Source organism: Rheinheimera sp. (genome assembly GCF_037442525.1).
Taxonomy (GTDB): domain Bacteria; phylum Pseudomonadota; class Gammaproteobacteria; order Enterobacterales; family Alteromonadaceae; genus Pararheinheimera.
Genome location: NZ_JBBIQD010000003.1, coordinates 285,737 through 310,135, shown reverse-complemented (window position 1 = coordinate 310,135; position 24,399 = coordinate 285,737). Strand labels below are relative to the sequence as shown.

Annotated in this window: 26 protein-coding genes; 13 read left to right on the top strand and 13 right to left on the bottom strand. The window is 53.7% G+C overall.

Going from position 1 to position 24,399, the window contains the following annotated elements; translation table 11 throughout:
• Positions 1–109 precede the first annotated feature (109 nt).
• The 4 genes from WKJ03_RS07775 to WKJ03_RS07760 all read left to right on the top strand — a co-directional run bounded on the left by WKJ03_RS07775 (position 110) and on the right by WKJ03_RS07760 (position 2,778).
• Positions 110–556: a hypothetical protein gene (locus WKJ03_RS07775; protein ID WP_337841611.1), complete on the top strand. Its 447-nt coding sequence runs from the start codon at positions 110–112 to the stop codon at positions 554–556.
• Entirely contained in the window at positions 553–768 is a 216-nt protein-coding gene (locus WKJ03_RS07770; RefSeq protein WP_337841610.1) for a helix-turn-helix transcriptional regulator, read from the top strand. Before WKJ03_RS07775 ends, WKJ03_RS07770 begins: the two co-directional genes overlap by 4 nt.
• 116 nt (positions 769–884) lie before the next feature.
• On the top strand, positions 885–1,475 hold the full coding sequence (locus tag WKJ03_RS07765) for a hypothetical protein (RefSeq protein WP_337841609.1): 591 nt from the start codon (positions 885–887) through the stop codon (positions 1,473–1,475).
• A gap of 130 nt (positions 1,476–1,605) precedes the next feature.
• Positions 1,606–2,778 carry a GGDEF domain-containing protein gene (locus tag WKJ03_RS07760; protein ID WP_337841608.1) on the top strand — a complete coding sequence of 391 codons (1,173 nt, stop codon included), beginning with the start codon at positions 1,606–1,608 and terminating at the stop codon, positions 2,776–2,778.
• 40 nt (positions 2,779–2,818) lie between these two features.
• Here the strand turns inward: WKJ03_RS07760 and WKJ03_RS07755 are convergent, their stop codons facing one another.
• Both WKJ03_RS07755 and WKJ03_RS07750 read right to left on the bottom strand, forming a co-directional pair.
• The gene (locus WKJ03_RS07755) at positions 2,819–3,877 is read right to left on the bottom strand and encodes a DUF3083 family protein (RefSeq protein ID WP_337841607.1); all 1,059 of its coding nucleotides are present in this window, start codon (positions 3,875–3,877) and stop codon (positions 2,819–2,821) included.
• Positions 3,878–4,098: 221 nt separating this feature from the next.
• Complete coding sequence (locus WKJ03_RS07750) at positions 4,099–4,716, bottom strand: lysoplasmalogenase (protein ID WP_337841606.1); 618 nt, start codon at positions 4,714–4,716, stop codon at positions 4,099–4,101.
• Between the two features lie 187 nt (positions 4,717–4,903).
• Between WKJ03_RS07750 and WKJ03_RS07745 the strand changes: the two genes are divergently transcribed.
• Complete coding sequence (locus tag WKJ03_RS07745) at positions 4,904–7,018, top strand: hypothetical protein (RefSeq protein WP_337841605.1); 2,115 nt, start codon at positions 4,904–4,906, stop codon at positions 7,016–7,018.
• A 45-nt stretch (positions 7,019–7,063) separates the two neighbouring features.
• On the opposite strand, the gene WKJ03_RS07740 is transcribed toward WKJ03_RS07745, so the two are convergent.
• Positions 7,064–7,552 (bottom strand): hypothetical protein, encoded by a 489-nt coding sequence (locus tag WKJ03_RS07740; protein WP_337841604.1) that lies wholly within the window; start codon positions 7,550–7,552, stop codon positions 7,064–7,066.
• 75 nt (positions 7,553–7,627) lie between these two features.
• Positions 7,628–8,416, bottom strand: a complete 789-nt coding sequence (locus WKJ03_RS07735) for a transporter substrate-binding domain-containing protein (protein ID WP_337841603.1) — start codon at positions 8,414–8,416, stop codon at positions 7,628–7,630.
• 159 nt (positions 8,417–8,575) lie between these two features.
• Between WKJ03_RS07735 and WKJ03_RS07730 the strand changes: the two genes are divergently transcribed.
• Together WKJ03_RS07730 and WKJ03_RS07725 are read left to right on the top strand one after the other, a co-directional pair.
• The gene (locus WKJ03_RS07730; protein WP_337841602.1) at positions 8,576–9,046 is read left to right on the top strand and encodes a MarR family transcriptional regulator; all 471 of its coding nucleotides are present in this window, start codon (positions 8,576–8,578) and stop codon (positions 9,044–9,046) included.
• A 5-nt stretch (positions 9,047–9,051) separates the two neighbouring features.
• On the top strand, positions 9,052–9,390 hold the full coding sequence (locus WKJ03_RS07725) for an FKBP-type peptidyl-prolyl cis-trans isomerase (RefSeq protein WP_337841601.1): 339 nt from the start codon (positions 9,052–9,054) through the stop codon (positions 9,388–9,390).
• A gap of 7 nt (positions 9,391–9,397) precedes the next feature.
• On the opposite strand, the gene WKJ03_RS07720 is transcribed toward WKJ03_RS07725, so the two are convergent.
• On the bottom strand, positions 9,398–10,051 hold the full coding sequence (locus WKJ03_RS07720) for a DsbA family oxidoreductase (RefSeq protein WP_337841600.1): 654 nt from the start codon (positions 10,049–10,051) through the stop codon (positions 9,398–9,400).
• A 162-nt stretch (positions 10,052–10,213) separates the two neighbouring features.
• Here WKJ03_RS07720 and WKJ03_RS07715 point away from each other — a divergent pair, with 162 nt between their 5' ends.
• Positions 10,214–12,349, top strand: a complete 2,136-nt coding sequence (locus WKJ03_RS07715; protein WP_337841599.1) for a TonB-dependent siderophore receptor — start codon at positions 10,214–10,216, stop codon at positions 12,347–12,349.
• A 53-nt stretch (positions 12,350–12,402) separates the two neighbouring features.
• Here the strand turns inward: WKJ03_RS07715 and WKJ03_RS07710 are convergent, their stop codons facing one another.
• Positions 12,403–13,338, bottom strand: a complete 936-nt coding sequence (locus tag WKJ03_RS07710) for a M14 family metallocarboxypeptidase (RefSeq protein ID WP_337841598.1) — start codon at positions 13,336–13,338, stop codon at positions 12,403–12,405.
• A gap of 236 nt (positions 13,339–13,574) precedes the next feature.
• Between WKJ03_RS07710 and WKJ03_RS07705 the strand changes: the two genes are divergently transcribed.
• The 3 genes from WKJ03_RS07705 (at position 13,575) to WKJ03_RS07695 (ending at position 15,026) form a co-directional block, all read left to right on the top strand.
• A complete protein-coding gene (locus WKJ03_RS07705; RefSeq protein ID WP_337841597.1) occupies positions 13,575–14,378 on the top strand; it encodes a DUF2884 family protein in 804 nt (267 codons plus the stop codon).
• Positions 14,379–14,540: 162 nt separating this feature from the next.
• Positions 14,541–14,744, top strand: a complete 204-nt coding sequence (locus WKJ03_RS07700; protein ID WP_337841596.1) for a hypothetical protein — start codon at positions 14,541–14,543, stop codon at positions 14,742–14,744.
• A 3-nt stretch (positions 14,745–14,747) separates the two neighbouring features.
• A complete protein-coding gene (locus tag WKJ03_RS07695; protein WP_337841595.1) occupies positions 14,748–15,026 on the top strand; it encodes a cell division protein ZapA in 279 nt (92 codons plus the stop codon).
• A 44-nt stretch (positions 15,027–15,070) separates the two neighbouring features.
• On the opposite strand, the gene WKJ03_RS07690 is transcribed toward WKJ03_RS07695, so the two are convergent.
• The 5 genes from WKJ03_RS07690 to WKJ03_RS07670 form a co-directional block, all read right to left on the bottom strand.
• Positions 15,071–15,601, bottom strand: coding sequence for a hypothetical protein (locus WKJ03_RS07690; protein WP_337841594.1), 531 nt, complete (start codon positions 15,599–15,601; stop codon positions 15,071–15,073).
• A gap of 74 nt (positions 15,602–15,675) precedes the next feature.
• Positions 15,676–16,671 (bottom strand): two-component system response regulator, encoded by a 996-nt coding sequence (locus WKJ03_RS07685; protein ID WP_337841593.1) that lies wholly within the window; start codon positions 16,669–16,671, stop codon positions 15,676–15,678.
• On the bottom strand, positions 16,671–19,985 hold the full coding sequence (locus tag WKJ03_RS07680) for an MHYT domain-containing protein (protein WP_337841592.1): 3,315 nt from the start codon (positions 19,983–19,985) through the stop codon (positions 16,671–16,673). The genes WKJ03_RS07685 and WKJ03_RS07680 overlap by 1 nt, the downstream gene beginning before the upstream one ends.
• A gap of 24 nt (positions 19,986–20,009) precedes the next feature.
• Positions 20,010–21,182 carry a dipeptidase gene (locus WKJ03_RS07675; protein ID WP_337841591.1) on the bottom strand — a complete coding sequence of 391 codons (1,173 nt, stop codon included), beginning with the start codon at positions 21,180–21,182 and terminating at the stop codon, positions 20,010–20,012.
• Positions 21,183–21,273: 91 nt separating this feature from the next.
• Positions 21,274–21,651, bottom strand: a complete 378-nt coding sequence (locus tag WKJ03_RS07670) for a DUF1294 domain-containing protein (protein WP_337841590.1) — start codon at positions 21,649–21,651, stop codon at positions 21,274–21,276.
• A gap of 336 nt (positions 21,652–21,987) precedes the next feature.
• Between WKJ03_RS07670 and WKJ03_RS07665 the strand changes: the two genes are divergently transcribed.
• On the top strand, positions 21,988–22,575 hold the full coding sequence (locus WKJ03_RS07665) for a hypothetical protein (protein ID WP_337841589.1): 588 nt from the start codon (positions 21,988–21,990) through the stop codon (positions 22,573–22,575).
• A 104-nt stretch (positions 22,576–22,679) separates the two neighbouring features.
• On the opposite strand, the gene WKJ03_RS07660 is transcribed toward WKJ03_RS07665, so the two are convergent.
• Positions 22,680–23,228 carry a glycine zipper 2TM domain-containing protein gene (locus tag WKJ03_RS07660; protein ID WP_337841588.1) on the bottom strand — a complete coding sequence of 183 codons (549 nt, stop codon included), beginning with the start codon at positions 23,226–23,228 and terminating at the stop codon, positions 22,680–22,682.
• Between the two features lie 244 nt (positions 23,229–23,472).
• Here WKJ03_RS07660 and WKJ03_RS07655 point away from each other — a divergent pair, with 244 nt between their 5' ends.
• Positions 23,473–24,234: a transporter substrate-binding domain-containing protein gene (locus WKJ03_RS07655; RefSeq protein ID WP_337841587.1), complete on the top strand. Its 762-nt coding sequence runs from the start codon at positions 23,473–23,475 to the stop codon at positions 24,232–24,234.
• On the opposite strand, the gene WKJ03_RS07650 is transcribed toward WKJ03_RS07655, so the two are convergent.
• Positions 24,192–24,356, bottom strand: a complete 165-nt coding sequence (locus tag WKJ03_RS07650) for a hypothetical protein (protein ID WP_337841586.1) — start codon at positions 24,354–24,356, stop codon at positions 24,192–24,194. The two genes, WKJ03_RS07655 and WKJ03_RS07650, sit on opposite strands and share 43 nt — an antisense overlap.
• Positions 24,357–24,399: the final 43 nt, after the last annotated feature.

Sequence of the window (24,399 nt, the reverse complement as noted above, 5' to 3'; positions counted from 1 at the left end):
AGTAGCCTCAGAATTTTCTGAATAATAAATTTGACCTCATGTTAAACAATGCTAACATTGGGTCAGGTTTAGTATCCATTAATTGCTGGTTATTGCACTGGAGACTGCTATGGAACACGCAGAAGACTCACAAGTCAGCTACCGCGAGAAAACGGCCTGGCTGGCCATTCTGGCCCGACTGCTGGCCTTTGGGCCTTATTTTGTCTGGGTATCGCTCAATGCCGCTCAGGAGCTCAGTTTGTGGCAGCAACTGCAGGCTTATGGTCTGACAGTGGCTGTGCAGCTGGCATTGCTGGGCGGCGGTTATCTGTGGTTGCGCTGGCAGATGCCGCTGGATGCCAAAGCAGCCAAAGACGAACGTGATAAAGCCATTGAAGCGAATGCACTGAAAGGCGCTTATTACCTGCTGATGACCGGCATGATTTTGGTGGGCTGCCTGATGCCGTTTTCGCAAAGTGGCTGGCCACAGTTTCAGGCGGCGGTGTTTTTTATTGTGCTGAGTGAGTTGTGGCATTACAGCCAGATGGTACTGAGTTACCGCAGGCAGGCCCTATGACTGAACAGCTGACCAACAGGATCCGGTTGCTGCGTTTTATGCAGGGCGAAATGACGCAGGCTGAACTGGGCGAAAAAATTGGCGTCACCCGCCAGACCATTGCCGCCATCGAAGCGGGCAAATATTCCCCCAGCCTGGAGGCGGCTTTTAAAATTGCGCGGGTCTTTGGGGTGCCGCTGGAGGAGGTATTTCAGTGGCGGCAGGCGGATTGATAATGTAAAACACTAAATTTTTGTCAGCATCTTGCAGTTCATCCGGCTTCTGCAATAATGTCGGCCAAGTTGAGAATGATTCTCAACTTCTAGCATGGTTTGTACAGAGGTTCAGGATGAACAAAGTTTTTAGTCTGAGTTGTTTGGGTTGGTGTTTTGCGCTGGAGGCGCAGCAAGAGTTAGTGATTCCAGAACCCACTATTCCTTCCCCCGCAGTTGCAGTGCTTGCTGAAACTCCAGCAGATCAGGCCACGACAGAACTGATGCTGACACTGGAGCAACAGGTCAGGCAAGTGGCTGATAAATATGCCGACGCGCTGAGTTGCGGCGAGCACGAAATCATCGGCACTTTACCATGGACTACCAGCACCGAAGGCGAAGGGGCGATGTTGTCCTGGCTGGTGTTATGGGCGGCCGATCTGGGCTGTTACGGCGGCAGCGGTTCTTATGCTTATCACCTGACGCTGGTGGAAAAAAATGTCGGTGGCTTGTTTGTGAACGCCAAAGGATCTTCACCCGTGATTCGGATCAAAGGCATGCCCAGTGCCAAAGCCCCGGTCAGTGGTATTGAAAAAATTTCAGATGACCAGATAAAAATTTTCGGCATGGACTATGGCCCGGACGACGCCCGATGCTGCCCTTCCAGACCTGTTGCTGTGATACTGCAGCGCGACAAGCAAGGCAATTGGCAACAGTCCGTCTTTTGACGCTGCACAAGCCCAGAGAAAAACAGCCAGCGAACCGCAAAGCCTGAACTACACTCAAGCCTGAGCCTTGTTTTTAAGGGTTCCAACAGTTCCGAAAAAGGTGCAGGTCTGCAGCGAGTTCAGGTTTGATATGGCATTCGAAATAGTTCACGCGGTAGGCTGTGCGCTTTACCTGCTGTTTTTCGTATTGATGTTAGTGGCCCGTCAGGTTCCGCGTACTAACCCGGGGTGTGGCTGGTGGGCGCTGGCTATACTGGCAGCCTTTTGTTCCCGTCTGGTCTATGTCTGGGTTTACCAGTTTGATTCTGAAGGCGCCAAACTGGCGTACAGTTTGTTGTCGCTCAGCGAGAAATTATTCTTGTTATTGGGGGCCAGTGCTTTTTTTGGATCCCTGTTCAAGCCCTGGTTATACAGCGGATTGGTGCTGGCCGGCCTGGTCTTTTTACTGGTGGCTTACCTGCTGCAGTGGTCGCCCTGGGTGTCGGGTCTGGTGCTTGGCCTGATCAACAGTGTCACCTTGTTGATGCTGGCTTTTGTTGTACTCAAAGGCGAGCTGACTGTCCCCCTGATCATCCGGCGTCTTATCGCGTTGTTTGCTGTATTGCGGGCTGTGCACTGGTTTCTGTTTGAGCCTGTCTCGCTGGTGCTATACAGCGACTGGCGTACTCAGGCGTTCTGGTTGGGTACAGTGCTGGTGGCAGGCATGTACCTGAGCTTCATCAGTGCTGTGTTTGCGATGTTTCAGAAGCGGCTGATCGAGTCGGAATCCAAAGCGCTGGAACTGGCTTACAAAGACCCACTGACTGGCCTGAACAACAAACGTTATGTTGATGCCTTGTTTGAACAGGTGCTGCTGCTGGCCAACAGGCCGCATCAGTTACTGGCGGTCATATACATTGACCTGGATAATTTTAAACCCATTAATGATCAGGCTGGCCATAAAGCCGGCGACGCTGTGCTGCGCGAAGTCGCCCGGCGCTTGCGGCACAGTATGCGCAGTACAGACGTTTGTGCCCGGGTCGGTGGTGATGAATTTCTGGTGATTGCGACTCAGCTGGAGCACCAGGCCGGAGTTCAAATGGTGGCTGAGAAGCTGTCAGAGCAACTGGAGTTACCTGTGGAGCTGGACGGTCAGAGTTACAACCTGGGGGCCAGTATAGGTATCAGCATTTACCCACAACATGGCAGCCAGATTGCCGAGCTGATTGAAAAAGCCGATGCCGCCATGTACAGAGTGAAACGCAGCGGCCGTCATGGCTTTACGCTGTACCAGGTTGAACCTGCGCAGGCAGAAAACTCCTGACACCGCACCGGGCCAGCGTTAGCGCTGGCCCTTTCGTCAACTACAGCCAGTAACTGATATGCTGATGGAAGCGGATGTGCACATCCTGCTTTTCAGTATTCAGCATCAGCTTGCGTGTCAGCTGTTTCATGCATTCCTCAACCCGCTGCAGAAAACGGGCATAACCTCCTTCCGTGAGCTGGCTGTCATCGGCCACCAGCAATAAATGCACTGTGTCCGGGCAGAGTTCGGGTTGCCAGTAGCACTGCAGCATGGTGTCTGTGTTGCTGGTGTCAAAGCTAAGCAGCCGCAGTTCTTTGCTGACGTGTTCTTTGTCGGACTGAAAGTTGCGCACCAATGGGGTACGGCCGTCGGCCACCAGGGCGGCCAGCTTCAGATGTTGGGCTGTGACCTGCTGAAAAAACAGCTGTTCCAGCGCAGGTACCAGCACACTGCTGCTGGCCAGTGTGTCATGTTCCAGGGTCAGTGCCTGGCGCAGTTGCCGGTTAAAGGGCAGGCTGATCACGGCGTAGTTCATTTGGTGATACTGTGCCGGCAGCAGGCAGTTGCGGCTTTCATATCGTTTGGGTACGGCGCGCATTTTGTAACCGTAGCTTTGGTCTTGGCCTTTTTGCCGGGCAAACAGGTCGTAGCCTATATGCTGGTGATCCCGCAGTTTCAGGCCGACATTCAGGCTGGGCAGGCTTTCCCGGAAGCCGAGCAACGCCTGACGCACTGCACTGTGAAAAGTGGCGGCATGGGTGCGGATTTCGTCACCCGCACTGAGCAACAACAAGCTGATTTTCCGCGCTCTGTACTGGCTGTCAAAGTAGGCTTGTTGGCCTTCATGATAGGCCGGGTTGTAGAAAAACAGCATCTGGTCCTGGGTCTGCACTGTCAGTGCTTCAGGCAGGTAACGCACCACCGGCACTTTGTCATTGGCGATAAAGTAGCAGTGGTGCAGGCCTTGCTGCTGGCAGTGCTGAAAGAAACTCTGGCTCAGCGCCTGGTAGCAGCTGATCAGGTCGGGGTAATGACTGAGCAGTTCGTTGCACAGTGGCAGTTCGGCCAGCAGGTATTGGCTGGAACGGGCGTTTTGCGGCAAATAAACCTTGTGCATGCGGTTCTCCTGATTTCTCAAACTGGTGGCATTGTGCGCCTGTCGCCGATGACAAATGCTGATCCAGAGCAAACTTCAGTGCGGATCCTGAGGTGAAAGAGTGGACAGGTATTCGGCACAGGGCCCCTGAAGGGGGCGCTGTTGCTGTTCGTTGCCTCTGTTGGGGTATCGCTGTCCAGGCCGGCGTCGCGCCACCGTGCTGGAGGGGATGGCTGTACAGCTTAGGGTCGTGTGGGGCTGCTTAAAAAGCCTTTCACCAGGGCAAACTGAGCTGCGTAGTAGGTGAGCATAATCCAGCTGCCCGCGTAAGGAATGGGCTGATAAAACTTGTTCAGACCAATCAGGCTGTCGGAGATAATAAACAGCAGGCCACCTGCAATCAGCCAGGGGGTGGCGCGGCCTGAACACCAGGTGCCGAACGACATGCAAAGGATCACCACCATATAAATGCAGACCGGCACCGCCATAGCGCCAAGTTGTGGCCACATCAGGCTTACGACCAGTGCGGCAAAACCTGCATAGGGCAGCAACAGCAGCGGGTAAAACCGGCTAAAGGGTCGCAGGTTCATCAGGTAACTCAGATGGCCCAGTAAAAAGGCCGCCAGGCCCACGACAAAAAGACGCTCGCCGTCCCAGGCCAGCACTACATCTCCCAGCATGGAAAAACCTAAAGCAGCCAACAGCCAGGGTTGTGTCACACGGCTTTTAATCAGCCAGCCGCAGAGCAGTAAAAGCGGAAGTATTTTCAGCAGAAAGCTGAGCGGGAACTCTCCGGAGCGGGATAACCAGATATAAGCAAAGGCGAGCAGGCTGTAGCAAAACGGGATTGTTATTGTCATTGGAGTTCCCCGCAGAATGGTTGCTTTCAGTCTGCCGCGCAATTGCTTTGGCTGCAAGTGCGGCGCACAGCGGCTTGTTGCTTTGGCCGGATTTCAGCTTGCTGGCTCTGCAAAAGCATGAAATATTTAGCGAAACCCTCCGGAGCCTGCATTTCAGGCCTGGTTTTGATGACAAGGAGATGCGGGTATGGCACATCAGTGGCGTTTTTTCCGTTCAGGCGGTTTTGATCAGGTTCGGCTGGATAAAATTGAAGACTGGCAGCATTTGCACGAACTGGACCCCAAATTATGGGCGGCGCTGAGCTGCCCGGTTAAAGGGCTGGAGTTTGACGAACGCACCCTGAGTTATCTGGACAGCGACCATGATGGCAAAGTGCGTATTGATGAAGTGCGGGGGGCAGTCCGTTGGGCTTTGTCTGTATTAAAGCATCCGGCTGTATTACTGTCCGGCGACGAATTGCCACTCAGCGCTATTGACGACAGCACGGAGCAAGGGCGGAAATTATTGGCCTCAGCCCAGCGTATGCTGACTAATCTTGGCAAAACTGCGGCGTCGGCACTGACGGTGGCGGATACTGCGGATATGGCGACCGTATTTCCACCCGATCAGCTCAACGGCGATGGTGTCATCACGGCTGAACTGGCAACCACAGACAGCCTGCGCCAGCTGATTGGCGCCGTGCAAAGCTGTGGCTGGACAGTGCAGGACCGCAGTGGTGTGGCCGGTATGGATCAGGCCTCGCTTGAGCAGTTTGTTGAAGCTGGCCGGGCTTATACCGGCTGGCTGGATGCAGCGGACACTGTCGCTGCAGTGGCAGGAGAACACACTGCCGAGTTGTATCAGCTGGTGCAGGCGCTGGATGCCAAAGTGGCTGACTTCTTTACCCGTTGTCAGCTGGCCGCTTATGACGCCAATGCCACTGAACCGCTGAATGCGGCCCTGGCGGATTACGCGGCCTTATCCCGCCAGTTATTAAGTGCTGACAGCGCTGACGCCAGCCATTTGCCTCTGGCGCGTATCAGCGCCGAGGCGGTATTGCCATTAACGGCCGGTATTCACCCCTATTGGGCAGATAAACTGGATCGTCTGGCTCTGCTGGCCAAGCCGGTGTGGAAAACAGCCAAAGAAATAAATGCCGCCAAATGGCAGCAGTTGAAAGACAGGCTGCAACCTTATGCGGACTGGAAAGCGGCTGAGCCGCAAAGCCCGGTCGCGGCGCTGGACATGTCGGTGTTACGGGCCTGTCTGGATGACAGCGTGCTGGCCGATGCTACGGCATTAATAGCGCAGGATTTAGCCCGTCAGGCAGAAGCGGAGGCGGTGCTGGAGGTGGATAAACTGATCCGCTACCAGCGTTACCTGCGGGATTTGTTGCATAACTTTGTTAACCTGCAGAATTTCTACAGCTTAAAACAGCCTGCCATATTCCAGAATGGCCGGCTTTATATTGATGGTCGCAGCTGTGATTTATGTATTGAAGTGCATGATGCGGCCAAACACGCCAAAGTGGCCGGTTTGTCCGGTGCTTACCTTTTGTATATGGACTGCAGCCGCCAGGGCAGCACTGAGAAAAAATCCATGGTAGCGGCGATGACGGCTGGGGATGCCGGTAATCTGATGGTCGGGCGCAACGGGGTCTATTACGACGCCAAAGGTCAGGACTGGGACGCCACTGTCAGCCGTATTGTCGAAAACCCTATCAGTATCCGCGAAGCCTTTTTTACGCCTTACCGTCGGATTGGCCGGATGATTTCTGACCAAATCCAGAAGTTCGCTGCCAGCAAAGACAAAGAAATTGAGACGAAAAGTGCGGCGGGCGTCGGCGACGCTGCCAAGGTGGCCGAAACTGCGGCCAAACCGGCAGCACCCTTTGATGTGGCTAAATTTGCCGGTATTTTTGCCGCTATTGGTCTGGCCCTGGGCGCCCTGGGCACAGCGCTGGCCACAGTGTTCAGCAGTTTCCTCGGTCTGAGCTGGTGGCAAATGCCGCTGGCACTGGTGGGCATAGCACTGGTGATTTCTGGCCCGGCCATGCTGCTGGCCTGGTTTAAACTGCGGGAGCGCAACCTGGCACCATTACTGGACGCCAATGGCTGGGCACTGAATACCAATGCCAAACTGAGTATTCCTTTTGGCACTAAACTGACGGCGCTGGCGCTGTTGCCTGCAGGTTCCAGCCGCACCCTGACTGACCCTTACGAGCAAAAAAGCAAGGCAGGTCTCTACCTGAGTTTGCTGGTGCTGGCCTGTTTTGCGGGTTGGGCCTGGCAGGCCGGATTATTCAGCCGCTGGTTAGGTTAAGCGGTTGCAGTTCTGACAAAAAATGGGTGGCACCAGCCACCCGTTTTATTCGTGAATCAGTTCAATCTGCGGAGCATGCTGGCGGAAAAAATGCCGCACTGTCGGGATTTCTTCCAGCGGAAATAACCACTGCTCACCGCCATTCCAGGCCAGCTGCAAAAAGCCAGGCCCGTTGATGTCCTGTCGTCCTATCACCAGTTTGCGCACTGTAGCCGGAAACACAAACTGACCAATGCAGATCTGTCCGTTGTCCAGCCGGAGTTCTTCAGTCAGGCTGGTTGTTTCTAAGCGTGGATGACCACGGCTATGCAGGTATTGCAGTGCAAAGAGAACACAGACTGGAATGTTGCAGAGGGCAATCAATAAACTTTGCAGCTTGGTACTGCTGCCAATAATAAACGCCAGATAAACGAGCGACAGACTGCAAAGCACAAGTCGTCCTGTGCCACTCAGCACCCGCCATCCCTGTTTGATGCTGGTGAATGTCATCGTCTGATAAGGCCAGCGGATCTCCCGCTGCGATAGCATTTTCATGCTGTGCGCTCCCTGCGTTATGTTGAAAAAATGTAACCTTACTAAGGCCTGACTTTGGTATCAAGCCATTATTTCTCAGTATTCAACAGATTGGGGGCGGATCACCATCATGTCACCAAACCAGTGCTCCATAGAACCGTCCTGCAACAGACTGTCCAGGCTTTCTTGTATACGCTCGCGTAATTGCGGATGTGGGCTGTGTTTCGCAAACCCCAGATACACCGTCTGGGTGTCATCTGCTGCCACAGGCAGCTGCTTTTTTCTGAGCAGGTTGTGCAGCTCAGGTTGTTTCTGGATAGCGGCCCTGGCCAGCTCACTGGGCAACAGCGCGAGGTCCACCCGGCCTTTTTCCACCATGCGCAGCGCGAGTTCAGCTGAAGGGGCCAGCACTTTTTGCCGCTCTGGCATGGCATCAACCACGGCCCGTACTTTGGGGTGCAGGCCATAGCCCCGCACTGTCACCAGGGTGAAGTTAGCAAGAGATGCCAACAACGGAATTGGGCGTTGGTCGTTGTAACGTTGCCAGGCGGCGTCCGGGAAGCGTCCGGCATAGCTGTACATCCACATATAATTTTGTCCGGCTGGCGACAACACCAGGTTCATCATCAGATCGGCTTCGCCACTTTCCATCAATTTAAGGCAACGCTTGCTGGGTGTTTTGGTGCTCATTTCCAGGTCAACGCCTGCCCGGCGTGCCAGCTCCTGCATAAAGTCGACACCAGGGCCAGTGGCTTTGCTGCCTGATGTCGTAAATTCATGAAAATTCGGGAAATGGTCCAGGCACCAACGCAGCCGAATGGCTTCTCCAGCCTGCAGGGCTGCGCTGAAACAAAAAAAGCTGAACACAAACAGGAGCCTTCTCATCCATCTGTCCTTGCTGTGGTGCAGGAGTTGCTACTATACATGCCCCAAGCGACTAAACTGACTTTTTTCTGTAACGGGCAGGTCAGACAGTTTTTTAACTTGCCATGCCCCAGTGGCATCTTTTACCCTTGCCAGACCTGAATTCAGCGGATTTTGACCATGTCAGATCAGTGTTTACCTCTGGAGCAGCCTGCCGCGCTGCACCTGGACAATCAGTTGTGTTTTGCCTTGTATTCGGCGTCGCTGATGATGACCAAAGCCTACAAGCCTCTATTGGAAAAACTGGGGCTGACCTATCCGCAATACCTGGTGATGCTGATCCTGTGGGAAAAAGACGGTATTGGCTTAAAAGACATTGCAGAACGGCTGATCACGGAGTCGGGCGCTTTAACCCCGGTGTTAAAACGGCTGGAGCAGCAGGGCCTGTTAACCCGCCAGCGTATTCCGGATAACGAGCGTGCTCTGGAAATTAAGCTGACCAAAGCAGGCAAAGCCATGCAGCAACAGGCCTTTGTTGTACTGCAGCAAATTGGTTCAGCCTGCGGTATGGGGCTGGATGAACTGGTGCGGCTACGCACTGAACTGCAGCAATTGCGCGACCGTATTGCCACCAGTCTGAACGCCGGTTAAGCCTGATGACAACTGAACTTAAAATTGAAGATCTGCAGCTGGGGGAGGGCAAAGCCGCCAAACGAGGCTCGCTGATCACCGCCCATTACCGCGGTTGGCTGGAAGACGGTACTGAATTTGATTCGTCCTGGCAGCATGGTGAAGCTTTTGAAGTGGTATTGAGCAACAACAGGGTGATTCAGGGCTGGGTGCTGGGCTTGCAGGGCATGAAAGTAGGTGGCAAACGCCGGCTTTGGGTACCGGCGGCTTTGGCCTATGGCGAACGTCAGGTGGGCAGCATCCCGCCGCATGCCAACCTGAGGTTTGAGATCGAACTTTTGGATGTGAAAAACCGCGACGATTAGGCTGGTGTCACGACTCGGTGATCTGTGCCGCAATCTGTTCCAGCGCCTGTGCCAGCACTTCGGGTTCACGGGCGCCGGAGATCAGGTACTGCTGGTTAATAATAAAAGCCGGCACCGACTGAATTCCGGCCTCTTGATACTTAGCCTCTTCAGCACGCACGTCATCGGCATAGGCATCACTGTCCAGCACTTGCTGGGCCTGGGCCGGGTTCAGGCCTGCCACCTGCACTGCATTCAGCAACACAGCCGGGTTGTTGACGTCTTCGGCCTGACCAAAATAGGCGTCGAATAACGCCAGTTTCAGTGCACTCTGCTTATCAAAGGCGGCGGCCCATTTCACCAGACGGTGGGCGTTAAAGGTGTTGGTGGTGTAACGCCGCTGCATGCCGGAGAAATTCAGCCCCAGGCCTTTGGCGATGTCCATCAGCTGCAGCTGGGATTGTTCCATTTCGGCTTCACTGCGGCCATATTTGCGGGCCAGGGCCGGCAAAATAGGTTCAGGTTGCAGCGCCGGGTCCGGGTTGAGTTCAAAGGCGCGCCAGGTCAGTGTCACCTGCACTTTTCCTTGCAGTTGCTGCAGTGCTTCCAGCAGACGCGCATACCCAATGGCACACCAGGGACAGGCGATATCCGAGACTAAATCAATATGGAGCTGACGCATCAGGCTCTCCTTCAGGCAGGCTAGTTGTACAGTGATGGGGGCGGATTGGTTAAATACAAGTTAACCTGGCAAAATGCGCAGTAAAGAAATAACAATTTATCTCATCTGCATTTGATAATGGTTTGCATTTGTGTATGATCCGCCGCAATTGGAGGATCTTGTATGTCAAACACCGTAAAATTCCGTAAGTTACCTTTAGTTGTTGCCACCCAAATGGCACTGTTCAGCCTGGCGACTGTGGCCGCAGAGGACGCTGATGTTGAAAAGGATGTTGAACGCATTGAGGTGGTGGGCAAATACACCATCAATGAGACCATTGATACGGCAACAGGTTTAGGCCTGAGCCTGCTGGAAACCCCTCAGTCTGTCACTGTGATCACGGCAGAACGTATTATGGATCAGGGCTTTAGCGGCATTAATGAAGTGGTTGCCCAAACAGTGGGTGTGTCTGCCAAGCAGCTGGATACCACCCGTAATGTGTTCAGCGCACGCGGTTTTGATATCGACAAATACCAGATTGACGGTGTGCCTTTGGCCTGGTCACTGGCGGGCGATTCCGGCGAAACTGTGGCTGACGTGTCCATTTATGAACGGATAGAGGTAGTGCGTGGCGCTACGGGCCTGTTAACTGGTGCAGGTGACCCATCCGCGTCCATTAACCTGGTGCGTAAACATGCCAACGCCACCGAGCTGCAGGGGTATGTCAATGCAGGCATCGGCAGCTGGAACCAGCGTTATGTGACTGCTGATGTGGCCAATGCCATGGACAGCAATGGTGACTTGCGTTTCCGCTTTGTCGCGAAAAAAGAAGTCGGCGATACCTTTATGGAGATAGTCGAAGACGACAAAACAGTGCTGTATGGCATTGTCGACGCGGATCTGACCGATCAGACCTCGCTGAGTTTTGGTACCAGCTACCAGGACAATGACCCTGCAGGCTCTACCTGGGGCGGTTTGCCAGCCTGGTTCAGTGACGGCACGCCAACAGACTGGGATACCTCAGTCACCACATCGGCCGACTGGACCTACTGGCAGTCGAGCAACACCAATACCTTCGCCAACCTGGTGCATAACTTCAGCAATGGCTGGCAAGGCAAAATCAGTTACAACCACCTGAAAAATACCGCCGACACTCAATTGCTTTATGTATACGGCACGCTGGATAAAACCACGGGTCTGGGTTTAAGCCCATGGCCGTACAAAAGCTCGGGGTACAGCAAACAAAGCAGCTGGGATATTCAGTTAAAAGGCGATTATTCATTGTTTGGCCGCACTCACGAATTTGTGGTGGGTGCGTTGACCAGCGAGCAGGATGCGTACACTGAAACTTTCGCTCAAACCTCGGCTTTTATTCCGGTGGGCAATTTCTTTGACTGGACAGGCGCCACCTACCCACAGCCAGAGTTTTCTGCCACAGGTGCCGCTCAGGTGGATCTGGAAACCCAGCAGGATGGTTATTATGCGGCTACCCGCTTCCTGATCACTGACGACTTAAAACTGATTGCCGGTGCCCGGGTGTCCAAATGGGAGCGGGTGGGTTTTAACTGGAACCCAACAGCGGAAAACTACGGCGACAGTGGTGTTTTTGTGCCTTATGTCGGCCTGATGTATCAGCTGACACCAGAGCACAACCTCTATGTCAGCCAGACCGAGATTTTCAAGCCGCAGCAGGCGCGTGACGTGAACAAAAACACGCTGGACCCGGTGGAAGGTACCAACGCAGAGCTGGGCCTGAAGAGCTCCTTTATGGACGGCGCACTGCAAACCTCAGTCGCCATTTTTAAAATTGAACAGGACAATCTGGCACAAAGCACAGGTGTGCCTTTCCCGGATAACCCGCTGGAAATGATTTATGTGGCTGCTAAGGGCGTGGAAAGCGAAGGCTTTGAGCTGGAAGTGATTGGTAACCTGACAGCTCAATGGAATATTTCGGCTGGTTATTCGCAATACGAAGCCAAAGATGCGGCTGGCACCGAGGTAAACACCGACCATCCGCGCAAAAAGCTGAACGTCTTTACAACCTATAACTTTGCCGGTCTGGTCGAGGGCCTGGTTGTGGGGGGCGGTGTCAACTGGGAAGACAAACAGTACAACGGCACTGGGGCATTCCAGCTGGTACAGGACTCTTACAGCCTGGTCAGCCTGATGGCGCGTTATGCCCTGTCGGAGCAGCTGTCTGTGCAGCTGAACATCGACAACCTGTTTGATGAGAAGTACTACAGCCAGATTGGCTTCTTTGAACAGTATGGTTATGGTTCACCACGCAATGCCAGCCTGGGTGTGACCTACGCATTCTAAGCAGCTACCCCGCATAAAAAAGCCGGCTGTGCCGGCTTTTGTGTTTCAGGCTGTCAGTTAGCCAAAGCAAATTGCATTGCCGCCACCACAGCGGCCACCTGGGCCTGATTGCATTCTGCCGGGTTGGTGTTGGGGCTGTCCGGGTACACTTCGGTGGTGGTGACAAAAGGGGCGTCGGTAAAACCGCCGCATAATCCCAGGCTGCGTTTCGGGTAATTCACCACTCCAAACTGCTGCAGTTTTTCGCCAATCAGGCAGCCATGTTCATCGGCCGGTGCAATATGTGTGACTTTCGCGACCGCATCGATCACTGCTTTCTGAAAGCCGGCTTCAGGCCGCTCTGTGTCACCGACCAGATAAAACCCATCGGGGATATTCCAGTTGGTATTGACGCTGCCGTCACGGGCGGCTTTGGCCGGGCGAAACTCGCTGTTGTCAGAGTCGGTGGTTTCATGCAAATCAATATGCATCAGCACTGTTCCGCTGTGGCTTTGAATGCAGGCCATCGCCAGCTGGGCTTCCGCCGCTTCCCCTGTGGGGCTGAATGAACGGTTCGGGTCAACTGCATCCGGGTTCCACCGGTTAATGGTTTCATAGCCCCAGGGGCTGATGCAGGGCAGGATTAACAGGTTTGCCTTGGCACTGAACTCAGTAAAATGCTGCTGAATAAACGCCAGCGCCCCATGCACCCCGCTGGTTTCATAGCCATGGACACCCCCCGTCACCAATAAAACCGGTAACTCTGGCTGCCAGTTTTTGCTGCGCACGGCATAAAGGGCATAGTCAGGCAACTGATGGCGGCTGTAGTCGATATGGCCGTACTGCAGCAACTCAGCTTCGTCCGGTAAAGACTGCAATGCACTGACGACATCCTGCTGGTAGCTGCGTTTGGTCTGTTTTTGCTGGTTGAGCCAAAGGGATTTTTCGGCGTCGCCCCACGGCTGGCCTACTGTGCCTATAGGGTAAATAAATGGTGTCACTGCTTTCATGCGGCGGTTTCGCTCTGGTTCTGCACTGGTGCGCGCACTATAGCACCGCCCCGGCGGTGCCGGAAGTTCAGTAGTACCGCAGCCAGACAAATTACCACTATTTTTTAGTCAATTTGGCTAACAGCAAAACAGGGTTTTGCGATGGGTTTTTATTTAAATTGATTTAAAACAGATAGTTACGTATTGGCATTGGCTTTGCAGATTCTTTGGCATCACCCCTGAAAGGACGAACTCTGATGAAAACCCTGATTGCCAGTTCCATCTTGTTGTTAAGCGCCACAGTGGCGGCTGAATCTTCACAGTGCAACCTGCAACTGAAGCAGGATTTGCGCATCACGCCAGCTCTGGTGGAGTTGTCTGAGCAGGGTCAATCCTTATGGCAAATCGACGCACAGGGCAACCTGTGGCTGAATGGCAAAACTCAGCAGGTTAATGCTGAGCAACGTGCATTGCTGCTGCAGTACCAGGCCGGTTTGCGCGACCAGACGGAAAAAACAGTGGTACTGGTTGGCGACGCGATGAAACTGGCGGTGAGCGCTGTGGGCCAGGCGATGACGGAGCTGACCGGCAAAGACCTGGCGGAGTTCGACGGCTTGCAAAGCGCGCTGCAGAAGGTCGAGCTGACCACGGACGAGCTGATTGTGCGGGACGGCCAGAGCATTGAGATCCGCGGCAGCCAGATGCAACAGCTGGATGAAGCCTTTGGTCCGGAGTTTGAACAGGCCATCGAAGATGCGGTGCAGCAGTCTATGGGCTCAGTGCTGTGGCAAATGGGGCTGGCGATGATGTCCGGTGACGGTGACTTCGAGCAGCGAATGAATTCCTTTGGTGAACGGATGGAATTAGTTGGCGAACAGATTGAACAAAGCGTTGAATTAAAAGCCTCTGCACTGGAACAACAAGGCGACGCCTTATGCCAGAACCTGCAGGCGCTGAACCAGGTGGAAACCCGTCTGCAACAGCAATTATCGGCCTTCGCCGCTTATGATTTGCTGAGTACAGAGCAGAACGGGGAGGATGCCGCGCTGGTGAGTTTCTGAACCCTGGAGTAGAACTACTCTGTTGCCCGCCAGCCCTGGCGGGCTTTTTTAGTGGCGGGATCCGCCGTTGTTCAGCCTGAGTTCAATTGCAGCCGCTAAAGTCGGCAGGCATTCAGCCGTCAGTTTCTGACCATCCACTTCGTCGTGTTCAGAGGAAATCCTATGTTCGATTCACAGTTTCAGCATCTGCATCAGCTTATTCAGGGGTTAATCAACGAAAACCAGCAATTGAAACAGCAGGTGGATGACACCAGGGCTCAGCTGGAAACGCTGGAGCTGAAAACCTTGGAGAACGAAGAGCAACAGCAGCAGGTGCAGGCGCACTTACAGCAATTACTGCAGCTGTTTGGCCACTCTGCCAGGTAACTTATGTCTGCTGCGCTTATCGAACAAAAGCTGCTGATCTGTGGCCGTGAGTACCGTCTGCGTTGCCGGGTGCATGAGCAATCCTATTTGCAGGAAGCCGCCCGTCTGCTGAATGAGCAGGTCGGCACTGTGCGTAAAGGCAACGGGCATTTATCGCAGGAACAAAGCATAGTGCTGGCGTCGCTGCAAATTGCCCAGATGCTGATGCAGCAACAACAACCTCAGTTACAGAACTGCCAGCAGCAGCTGGATAACCTGATCCTTTTGCTTGAGCAACGTTAGCCCAGGCCTCTCCTTTCAGGCAGCCTGGCTGCCTCTTTTTTGGCTCACTGACAGCCAGCTGCCGCGCGCTGGTCGCAGACATAAATGCGGTTGCTGTACGCCAGCCAGAGATCCCATTCGGTTTGTAATGGCTGGGTGCGCCAGATACGGTTAAACACATACAGCGACTCTTTACCTGCGATGGCTTTGTGTAACACCTTGGAGTATTGACCGGTTTTACTTTTGCACTCCGATACCCAGGTCAGCTGCGGGTAACCCTGCTGTTGGGTCTGGCTCAGGATCTGGCTGTCGAACAATAAATCGCAGTTCAGCTGGCCCTGCTCGTCATCAATACGTTTGGTGTCCTGCAAATTTACATTGGGTTGTTGCTCAAATACGAAGCTTTGCACCAGGTCCTGACTGTTTTTATCCTGCCAGCGCATTTCGGTGACCAGGTCCAGATCATTGGGATGCAGCCGGGTCATGGTCCATTCACCCTCCGGCAGTGGCATCGGCTGCTGCAGACGCTCCTGGTAATAGGTGGTGCTGCAGCCGGATAACAGCAGCAGGAAAAAGCAGAGGTAAAAAGGCTTCATCAGTTCAGTCCGTTTCTCAGGTGTGGGCCGTGTTTAGTTCATCTTGCTAAGCCACGGCTGAATTCGCAATATCTTTACTGTGGTGAGACTTCTTTTTCCGCCCATTTCTGCTGAATAGCGAGAATGTCCGGCAGTTTTTGTTCCAGCAGCTCGATCAACACAGGTTCAAAATGCAGTCCCTTTTGTTGCTGCATATAGTCCATGGTCTGCTCCAAAGACCAGGCCGGTTTATAGGGCCTGGGGCTGGTCAGGGCGTCAAACACATCCGCCACGGCCACAATACGGGCTTCCAGCGGTATTTGCTCTGCTTTCAGTCCGTATGGGTAGCCGGTGCCATCCCACTTTTCATGGTGGTATAAGGCGACCTGCTTGGCCACTTGCAGCAGGGCCGAGTCACAATGGCCGATAATTTCAGCCCCGATCAGCGGATGCCGCTTCATTTCGGCAAATTCTTCTGTGGTCAGCTTGCCGGGCTTCAGCAGAATATGATCCGGAATGCCTATTTTGCCTATGTCGTGCATAGGGGCGGCATGCAGTAAGTTTTCCGCCTGCTGGGTGTCCAGGCCATAAGCCAAAGCCAGCACATGGGCATAATGGCTCATACGAAGTACATGCAAGCCGGTTTCATTATCTTTGTATTCAGCGGCGCGGCCCAGTCGTTGAATCACCTGCAGGCGGGTTTGTTTCAGCTCTTCAGCCTGTACCAGCGACAAATGGGTTTTTACTCTGGCCCGCACCACGGCCGGACTGATGGGTTTGGTGATGTAATCCACGGCACCCAATTCAAAGCCTTTAGTTTCGTCCAGCTCTTCTTTCAGCGCTGTGACAAAAATGACTGGAATAGCACAGAGCTCGGGGTTTTGTTTCAGCTGTGCACACACCTCAAAGCCGGTTTTGCCCGGCATCATCACATCCAGCAGTATTAAATCCGGTTTGTGTTCAGCCGCCAGCTGCAGCGCTTCATCCCCCTGTTTGGCGAACATCAGCTGGTACTGATCCTGCAGCACATTACGCAGCACTTTGAGGTTGGTGGCTTCGTCGTCGACCAGCAAAATTTTGGCCTGGTTCATCAGTGATTTTCCTGATTAAGCTGCGGCTTTAGCTGGTCCAGTTGTGCTAAAGCGGCCTGAAATTCAAAATCATCTGCCAGCTCCAGAATGTGGCGGATTTCCTGCTGCCAGGGGCATTGCACCTGGCTTAATTGCTGCACCAACTGGCTGTCGAGCTGGTGTTTGGCCAGTCCAGTCGCCAATTGCTGCAATAACTGCTCTAACTGCGCCAGAGCAACGGGTTCGGCGGCGGTCTGCTGATGTTGTTGTACCTGCAGCGCTGCGGCTGCTTTCTCCAGGCGGGGCCAGCCACTTTGCAGTCTGCTGATCAGCTGCAAACAACGTTCAGGTTGCAGCTGCCGGGCCGCCTGCTCCAGTTCGGCGCCAATCCGGCTGAAGGCTTCCAGCGCCAGATTGCCACTGACTCCTTTGAGCGCATGGGCTTTGTGTTGTACTTCGGTCAGGTTGTTTTGCTGATAAGCACTGAGCATCAGTTCCAGCTGGTCTGGCACTTGCTGCAGAAACTGGCGCAGGTTAAACAGGTAGCTGTCCTGGTGCCCCCACAGCTGCAGCGCTTTGTTCAGATTGATCAATTGCTCTGGTTGCACATCTTCAGGTGCGTCGGCCGGTTCCGGCAGGTCGATGCCAAGCACTGCGGCTATTTCCCGGCTCAGGGCGACAAAATCCACAGGTTTGGTGGCAAAGCCCTGCATACCGGCTTCACGGGCGGCTTGTTTATCCTCATCCAGCACACTGGCGGTCAGCGCAATGACAGGGACTGTGTTGAGCCCCAGTTGCGCTTCCAGCTGACGGATCTGCCGGCAGGCTCCCAAACCGTCCAGATGGGGCATCTGAATATCCATCAGAACCAGCTGAGGCTGCTGTTGCTGATACAGCGTGACGGCTTCCAGACCATCGCGGGCACAGATCACGGCATGACCGGCGCGTTGCAGTAACAGCTGCAACAGTTCCAGATTCTGCGGAATATCGTCGGCAATCAGCACCTTCAGCGCAGGTAATTTTATGGCCTGGCCCTGTACAGGTTGCGGCTGATACTGGCCCGGTTGCAGCGGCAGTGTAAATTCAAAGCAACTGCCGACCCCTTCGGTACTTTCCACCCGAATTTGCCCACCCATCAGCTCCACCAGTTGCTTGCTGATGGTGGTGCCAAGGCCGGTACCGCCAAAACGCCGGCTCATCGACGCGTCGGCCTGGGTAAAGGCATCGAAAATAAAAGGCAACCTGTGGGCGGCGATGCCAATGCCGGTATCCGTAATGCGGAATTGCACCTGCTGATCGGCCGTCAGACCTGCCAGCACTGTTACCTGCCCTTTTTCGGTAAATTTAATGGCATTGCCAATCAGGTTGGTCAGTATTTGCCGCAGCCGATCGGGCGCTCCCAGGTAAAACTCCCCCAATTCAGGGGCCAGCTTCAGCTCCAGCGCCAGCTGTTTTTTCCGGGCCTGCAGCCATAAGGTAGACACCACGGAGTCGAGCAAGGCAGGTAAGGAGAAATTGTCGATTTCCAGCTCCAGCTTGCCTTTTTCCAGCTTGGCACTGTCCAGTACGTCATTGAGCAGATGCAACAGTGAATGGGCTGAGCCATGAATAGTCGACAGATGCTTGCGCTGCTCGGGCTGCAACTGGGAACTCAGCAACAGGTCACTGAAACCAATAATGGCATTCATTGGGGTGCGGATTTCGTGGCTCATATTGGCGAGAAAAGAAGCGCGGGCCGCGGCTGCGTCTTCGGCCTGGTTTTTCGCCTTCAGCAGTTCAACTTCCATCTGCTTACGCTGAGTGATATCCATCAAAAAGCCGTCCAGCCAGAGAATGTTGCCATCCGGGTCCCGAATCGCCTGGCCTTGTTCCAACAGCCAGTGCACCGAGCCATCCCGATGCAGAATACGGTATTCCAGCTGAAAACTGTTTTGATACATCTCCATCTGTTGCACTACGGCTAAATCATCCGGATGGATCAGGGAGGTCCAGCGCCGGACCTGATGGGGCAACATAAAATCAGAGGCCGGGTAACCGCAAATGCCTTCAATGGCGTCACTGATAAACAACATGTCCCACTGCTCGTTGCACAGGCAACGGTAAGCGGCGCCGGGGATATTGCTGATCAACGAACGGAATTTTTCTTCGTTTTCTTTCAGTGCCTGCTCCATTTGCAGGCGGGAGCTGATGTCGGTAATAAAAGCGACAAACAAGTCCTGTTCTGGCAGCCTGGCGTGGCCTATAGCCAGACGCACAGGCAGTGACCGGCCATCTTTGTGGCAGGCCATCACATCCCGGCCCTGGCCAATAATGCTGGCTTTGCCGGTGTGCAGGTAGTTTTGCAGGTAACTGTCATGTTCGGCTTTAATCGGGTCCGGAGTCAGCATGGTGACATTGCGTCCCAGCATTTCTGCCGAGCTCCAGCCGAAAATACGTTCTGCTGCTTTGTTGACACTCTGAATGATGCCGTTGCTGTCGATGGTGACAATACCATCCACCGCAGTTTCCATCATGGAGCGGAGCCGGCTTTCGCTGGCTTTGGCCTGTGCGCTGGCTTCGCGATAACGCAATAACATGGTCACAATCACGACCAGCATAGTGATCACCAGCGTCAGCACAGTAATGCCCGCCGCCAGCACCAGCGGGGTTTCACCGCGTTCGGTTTGTGGCACAAAACCCGGTGGCGGCACAAAACGTGCGGCGGCCATGCCGGTATAGTGCATACCGGCAATAGCGGCGCCCATCACTGTGGCGGCCAGCAGCGTCAGGCTGATTGGCTGCAGTTTCAGCCGCTTCAGTCCAAAGCGGATCCACAACGCCAGCATGGCCAGTACCACTGCAACCAGAATAGATAAAGCAAAGATTGACAGATCATAACGCAGTGCGGCAGAGAGCTGCATCGCGGCCATACCACTGTAATGCATGGTGCCTATACCGGCGCCCACTAAGAGGCCGCCTGTGGCCAGCTGCAGCAGGCTGATTTTTTTCTGACTGATCAGATTCAGCGCCACCCAGGATGCAGCAATACTGGGCAACATCGACAGTGCGGTCAGGCCTGGTGTGTAGCTGACCGGTGTGCATAAGGCAAAGGCCAGCATACCGATAAAGTGCATAGACCAGACGCCACACCCCAGACTCAGGCTGCCACTGGCCAGCATTAGGCGGCGCAGCCCTTTGCGTTTCACTTCAGTGGCCTGGGCTGTCACCTGCAGCGCCATTGCAGAAGCAAACACGGCGATGGCTACAGACAACAGCACCAACCAGGGATCGTAAGACCCAAGCAGCAGTTCGGAATTGGCCGGATGGGTAAAAAGTTGATTCAGCCAGGACCACATACTCAGGCCTCCACTGTGATGAGGTTAATGTTTGGCGGCGTAGTCTTCCACAGCACGCCACACCCGCAACAGGTTACCAGACAGCACTTTTTCAATATCCTGCTCTGAATAGCCCCGCTCCAGCAAACCTTTGATCAGGTTGGGGTACATCGACACATCTTTCAGTTGCTCCGGTAATGAATCACCGACGCCATCAAAATCTGAGCCTATGCCCACATAGTCGATGCCAACCAGCTTGACGACATAATCAATATGGTCCAGTACCTTTTCCAGGCTGGCAAAAGGGTAAGGCTGTTGTTTTTTGTACTCGGCGGTAAAGGCATCTTTGTCGGTCTGGCCTGAGGCTTTAAAAGCGGCGTCCCGCTGTAAACCCCATTGATTGGCCGCCTGCACGATAAAAGCGGAGCCGAAGTTGATTTGAATGACACCGCCGTTTTTCGCCAGCGCTTTGATCATCTTGTCATCCATATTCCGCTCAAAACCCGGCACAAAGGCCCGCAGTGACGAATGCGAGGCAATCACCGGGGCTTTGCTGAGTTCCACTACCTGGTAAAACGCGGCATCCGACACATGGGAAATATCAATCATCAGGCCGGTGTTGTTCATGGCCACCACCAGCTCTTTGCCAAAGGGGCTCAAACCTTTCCACTGGCGACGCAGGTCATAGCTGGAGTCGGCAATATGGTTACTCTCGGAGTGCGTCAGCGTGATATAGCGAATGCCTCTGTTGTAAAAATGCTGCAGGTTCTCCAGCTTGCCGTCGATTGGGGTGCCATTTTCCATGCCCAGAGCCAGGGAGATTTTGCCCTGGCGGAATTGTTCAGCCAGGTCTTTGCTGTGGTAGGCCATGGCAAACTTATCCGGCGCCCGGGCCACCAGGGCTTCCATGCCATCAATCAGCTGATTGGCAAACTGGTAACCGCCGCCGCTTTTTTCATAAGACGAAGGGATGTATATGGACATAAAAGGTGCGTTCAGACCACCGGCTTTGGCGCGCGGGTAGTCAAATTCACCGCGCTTCGTGGCCTGGGTCACATCTTCCCAGTCATCGTGCAGACGGTAAGGCACATCAATGTGGGTATCGATAATCAGTGTCTGCTGTGCCAGTTGCTGTGCTTTGGTCGCCAGATCACTGGCCAGACTCTGGCCGGATATCAGTGTAAGTAACAAAGAAAAAGGTAAAGCAGACAAGCGCATAAGTTCCTCAACAGCACGTTAAACTAGTCCAAGGGACTAATTTAACGTGCTTTGCCCGGGGCGACCAGCCAGGTTGCCGCAGTTTTTCTGCTTATGGCAGCAAGGGACTGTGCAGCCAAATCGCATAAAACAGGCCGCCATTGAGCATGATGGTCAGATAAAAAAGGATTTGGAAACTCAGTTTTTTGTTTTTATGCCTCAACCAGTGCTGTGCTACTAAGGCGGCAGGCCAGCCCCCCAACAAGCCGAGCAACAACAGGCTGCTTTCCTGAGTCCGCCAGCTTTGCTGCTCTGCCGCCTTTTTATCGCGCCAGTAGGCCAACAAAGTGACCAGGTTCAGACCCAGCAGCAGGTACTTGAGCCAGCCAGGAATGATCAGCTGCCAGTCCAGATACAACAGCAGCAGGGTCAGCAGGCCAAAGACCAGCAGACTGAGTTTCAAACCAACAGCAACAGAAGATTGGGTCATCTGAGATCCTTGTAAAAAGTTGGCCTGGGCCGTGACAAAGTATTTCAGGTGCGGCAGCTGATGTGGTACTGCCTGACCAACTGATGGCAGCAGACTGCACCTCAGTGCGGGAATCAATAAGCTAACTCATTCTAACTTAAAGGATCTTAGCTGAAATTCAACTGAATACACCTAGGATGGCTGTTGCTTTTACTGCCTACATTCTTTCACAACTGCAGCTGATGTTCCCCGGTACAGTGCCGCTTTCTGCTTTTTGAGCGGAATTTAACCAAATCAACAGCAGGCCTGCGACCAGGGTGTACAGCTGGGCTTGCGGACGAGCGACAGGAACAAATGATGTGGAAATTATTCGTGATGGCTGTAAGCCTGCTGCTCCAGGCTGCAGAGGCATATGGCCTGCCGGTGGCACAGGCCGAATACAGCGCCGTGCGTCAGATTGAATATTCAGGTGGGGTCTTGCAGCAGCAGTTGTATCACTCCTTTGGTAAAGAACGTATTGAAATGAATGTGGAAGGCATGCAGAGGGTGATGATTGTGCGGCCCGATCTCGGCAAGTTCTGGCATTTGATGCCGGTGTTTGAAAGCTATTCAGAAATTGCCGCTCATCAGGCCAGCCAGATACGAGGCGAAATGCCGGGGAATGTCAGCATCGAGCTGATGGGCTCAGAATACCTGGATGGGATCAATACCATCAAATACCGTATCCTGTTGCAGGACAAATCCGTCGGTGGTTTTATCTGGTTCACTGCAGAACAGATCCCGTTGCAAATGCACTTTGTCAGCAAAGAAGGGAGCCATGAATCCAGAATCAGAATGAAACTGACAGACCTGAAACTGGGGGCTCAGGACCCGGCTTTATTTGAGTTACCCCAAGGGCTGAAACCCATGCCGGCGATGAGGCAGCGGTTCGAAGGCGATGAATGACGGTCAGGGGATCGCTGCCGGCCTGGTGCTGATGGTCTTATCAACGCCTGTTGGGCTTTTCCTGACGCCCAACAGGCTTGTGCTTGAGGACTGACTGCCTGGGGTTAGCTTTTCGCGCTCAGGCTGCTGTGAAAGTCAGGCTTGCCGTCAACCACGGGCACCCGCTCAGCGGGCTCTTGATCCAGCCGGGTTTTGTGGACTTTGCCATCCATAATGTAGGTGACATCGTAGCCAATCAGCTGTTTTTCAGTTTTCTGCACTGTTTTGCAGACACGGCGGGTGCTGGTTTCTACATCCTTGTTCTGCATGTCGGTTTGTACTTGCTTACCGGCATAACCACCGGCGGCTGCTCCGGCCACTGTGGCAATTTTTTTACCCGAGCCTCCACCCACCTGATTACCCAGTACACCGCCGACCACTGCACCAATTACAGTACCGGCAATCTGATTCTGATCCTGCACCGGGCGGCGTTGCTGCACCACCTGGTCTGTGCATTGTTCGGCCGGTACAGAGACGGACTGATACAGGGCTTTGCTGGCCACCACTTCGGCAAATTGTGGTTCTTTATCCAGATAGCTGTAGCCAGCGATAGAACCCAGAGCTGTGACGGCAATACCCCCTACCACGACACCTGCGATTAAAGACTTGTTCATGATTCACCTCGTATCCGATTCAATTCAGCCTGTGCTGACATCATCAAGATAACCGGCTTTAACTTTATGCCCGCTGAATCAGTTCAGAAACTTTTGCACGTACCAGCAATCAGCTTTGATCTGCAGCAGCTGTTGCTGAATAACCTTGTGTTGCATAACAAACTCCGTGCGAATGACCGAAAACATGCCTATCTTTTAACAAAAGGTGCTGGCGTTGTCCCTGCCCAGAGGAGAAGTACCACGCATGAAAATGCTCCTGTTCGTTCTGACCCTGCTGATGTCCTGTTCCGCTTTGGCGAAAACCAGCCTGACAGTATTGGTGGGGCTGGATAAACCGCCATACATTAACCTGTCGGATCAATCCGGATTTGAGCTGGATTTGATACGGCTGGTGTTAAAAAAGATGGGAAGCGAAGCGCAATTTTTGCATGTTCCCAATGCCAGGCTGCGTGACCTGCTGCTGGAAGGCAAAGCCGATATAGCCACCTTGCAAAAAGTCGACCCCAGCCAGCCGTTGTTTTATTCCACGCCTTACATTCAGTATCAGAATGTGGTGGCGAGCCTGAAGATCCGCTCCATTCAAATTCGTCGTATGATGGATATGCAGCCCTATGCTGTGGTGGCTTTTCACAATGCACGGCGTTTATTGGGCAAAGAATTTGAAACCAGCGTCAATGCGGTAGAAAGTTACCAGGAACTGGCCAATCAGAGCCAACAGGTGCAGATGTTACTGATGAGTCGCTGTGACCTGGTGATTGCAGATAGCAATATTCTGAACTACTACCTGAAACTGCATGGCCGGTCGCCGGACGAACTGGACTTCGCCAGACTGTTTGCGCCCGCTTTGTACCATGCCGCCTTTCGCAATGACGCCTTGCGCGCCAGGTTCGACAGGGCCTTGGCAGATGTGGTGAAATCTGCGGACTATCAAGACTTACAGCTGAAGTATTTTGGCCAGCGGAATCAGCTGTTTTCTGAGGAAGATGCGTCAGCCACCTCAGGCTGAGGGCTGCTGTCCTGCTCAGACTGAGCCTTTTGTTTCAGTCGGATGGAGTTTTTCACCTGAATGTTTTTCTTCTGTTTGGCCCGTTTGGCGATTTTCTTTTTCAGTGCTTTGCTCGAACTCATCATAACCTCCGGACCGGACGCCCCGGTGAAAAAAGGGCGCCAG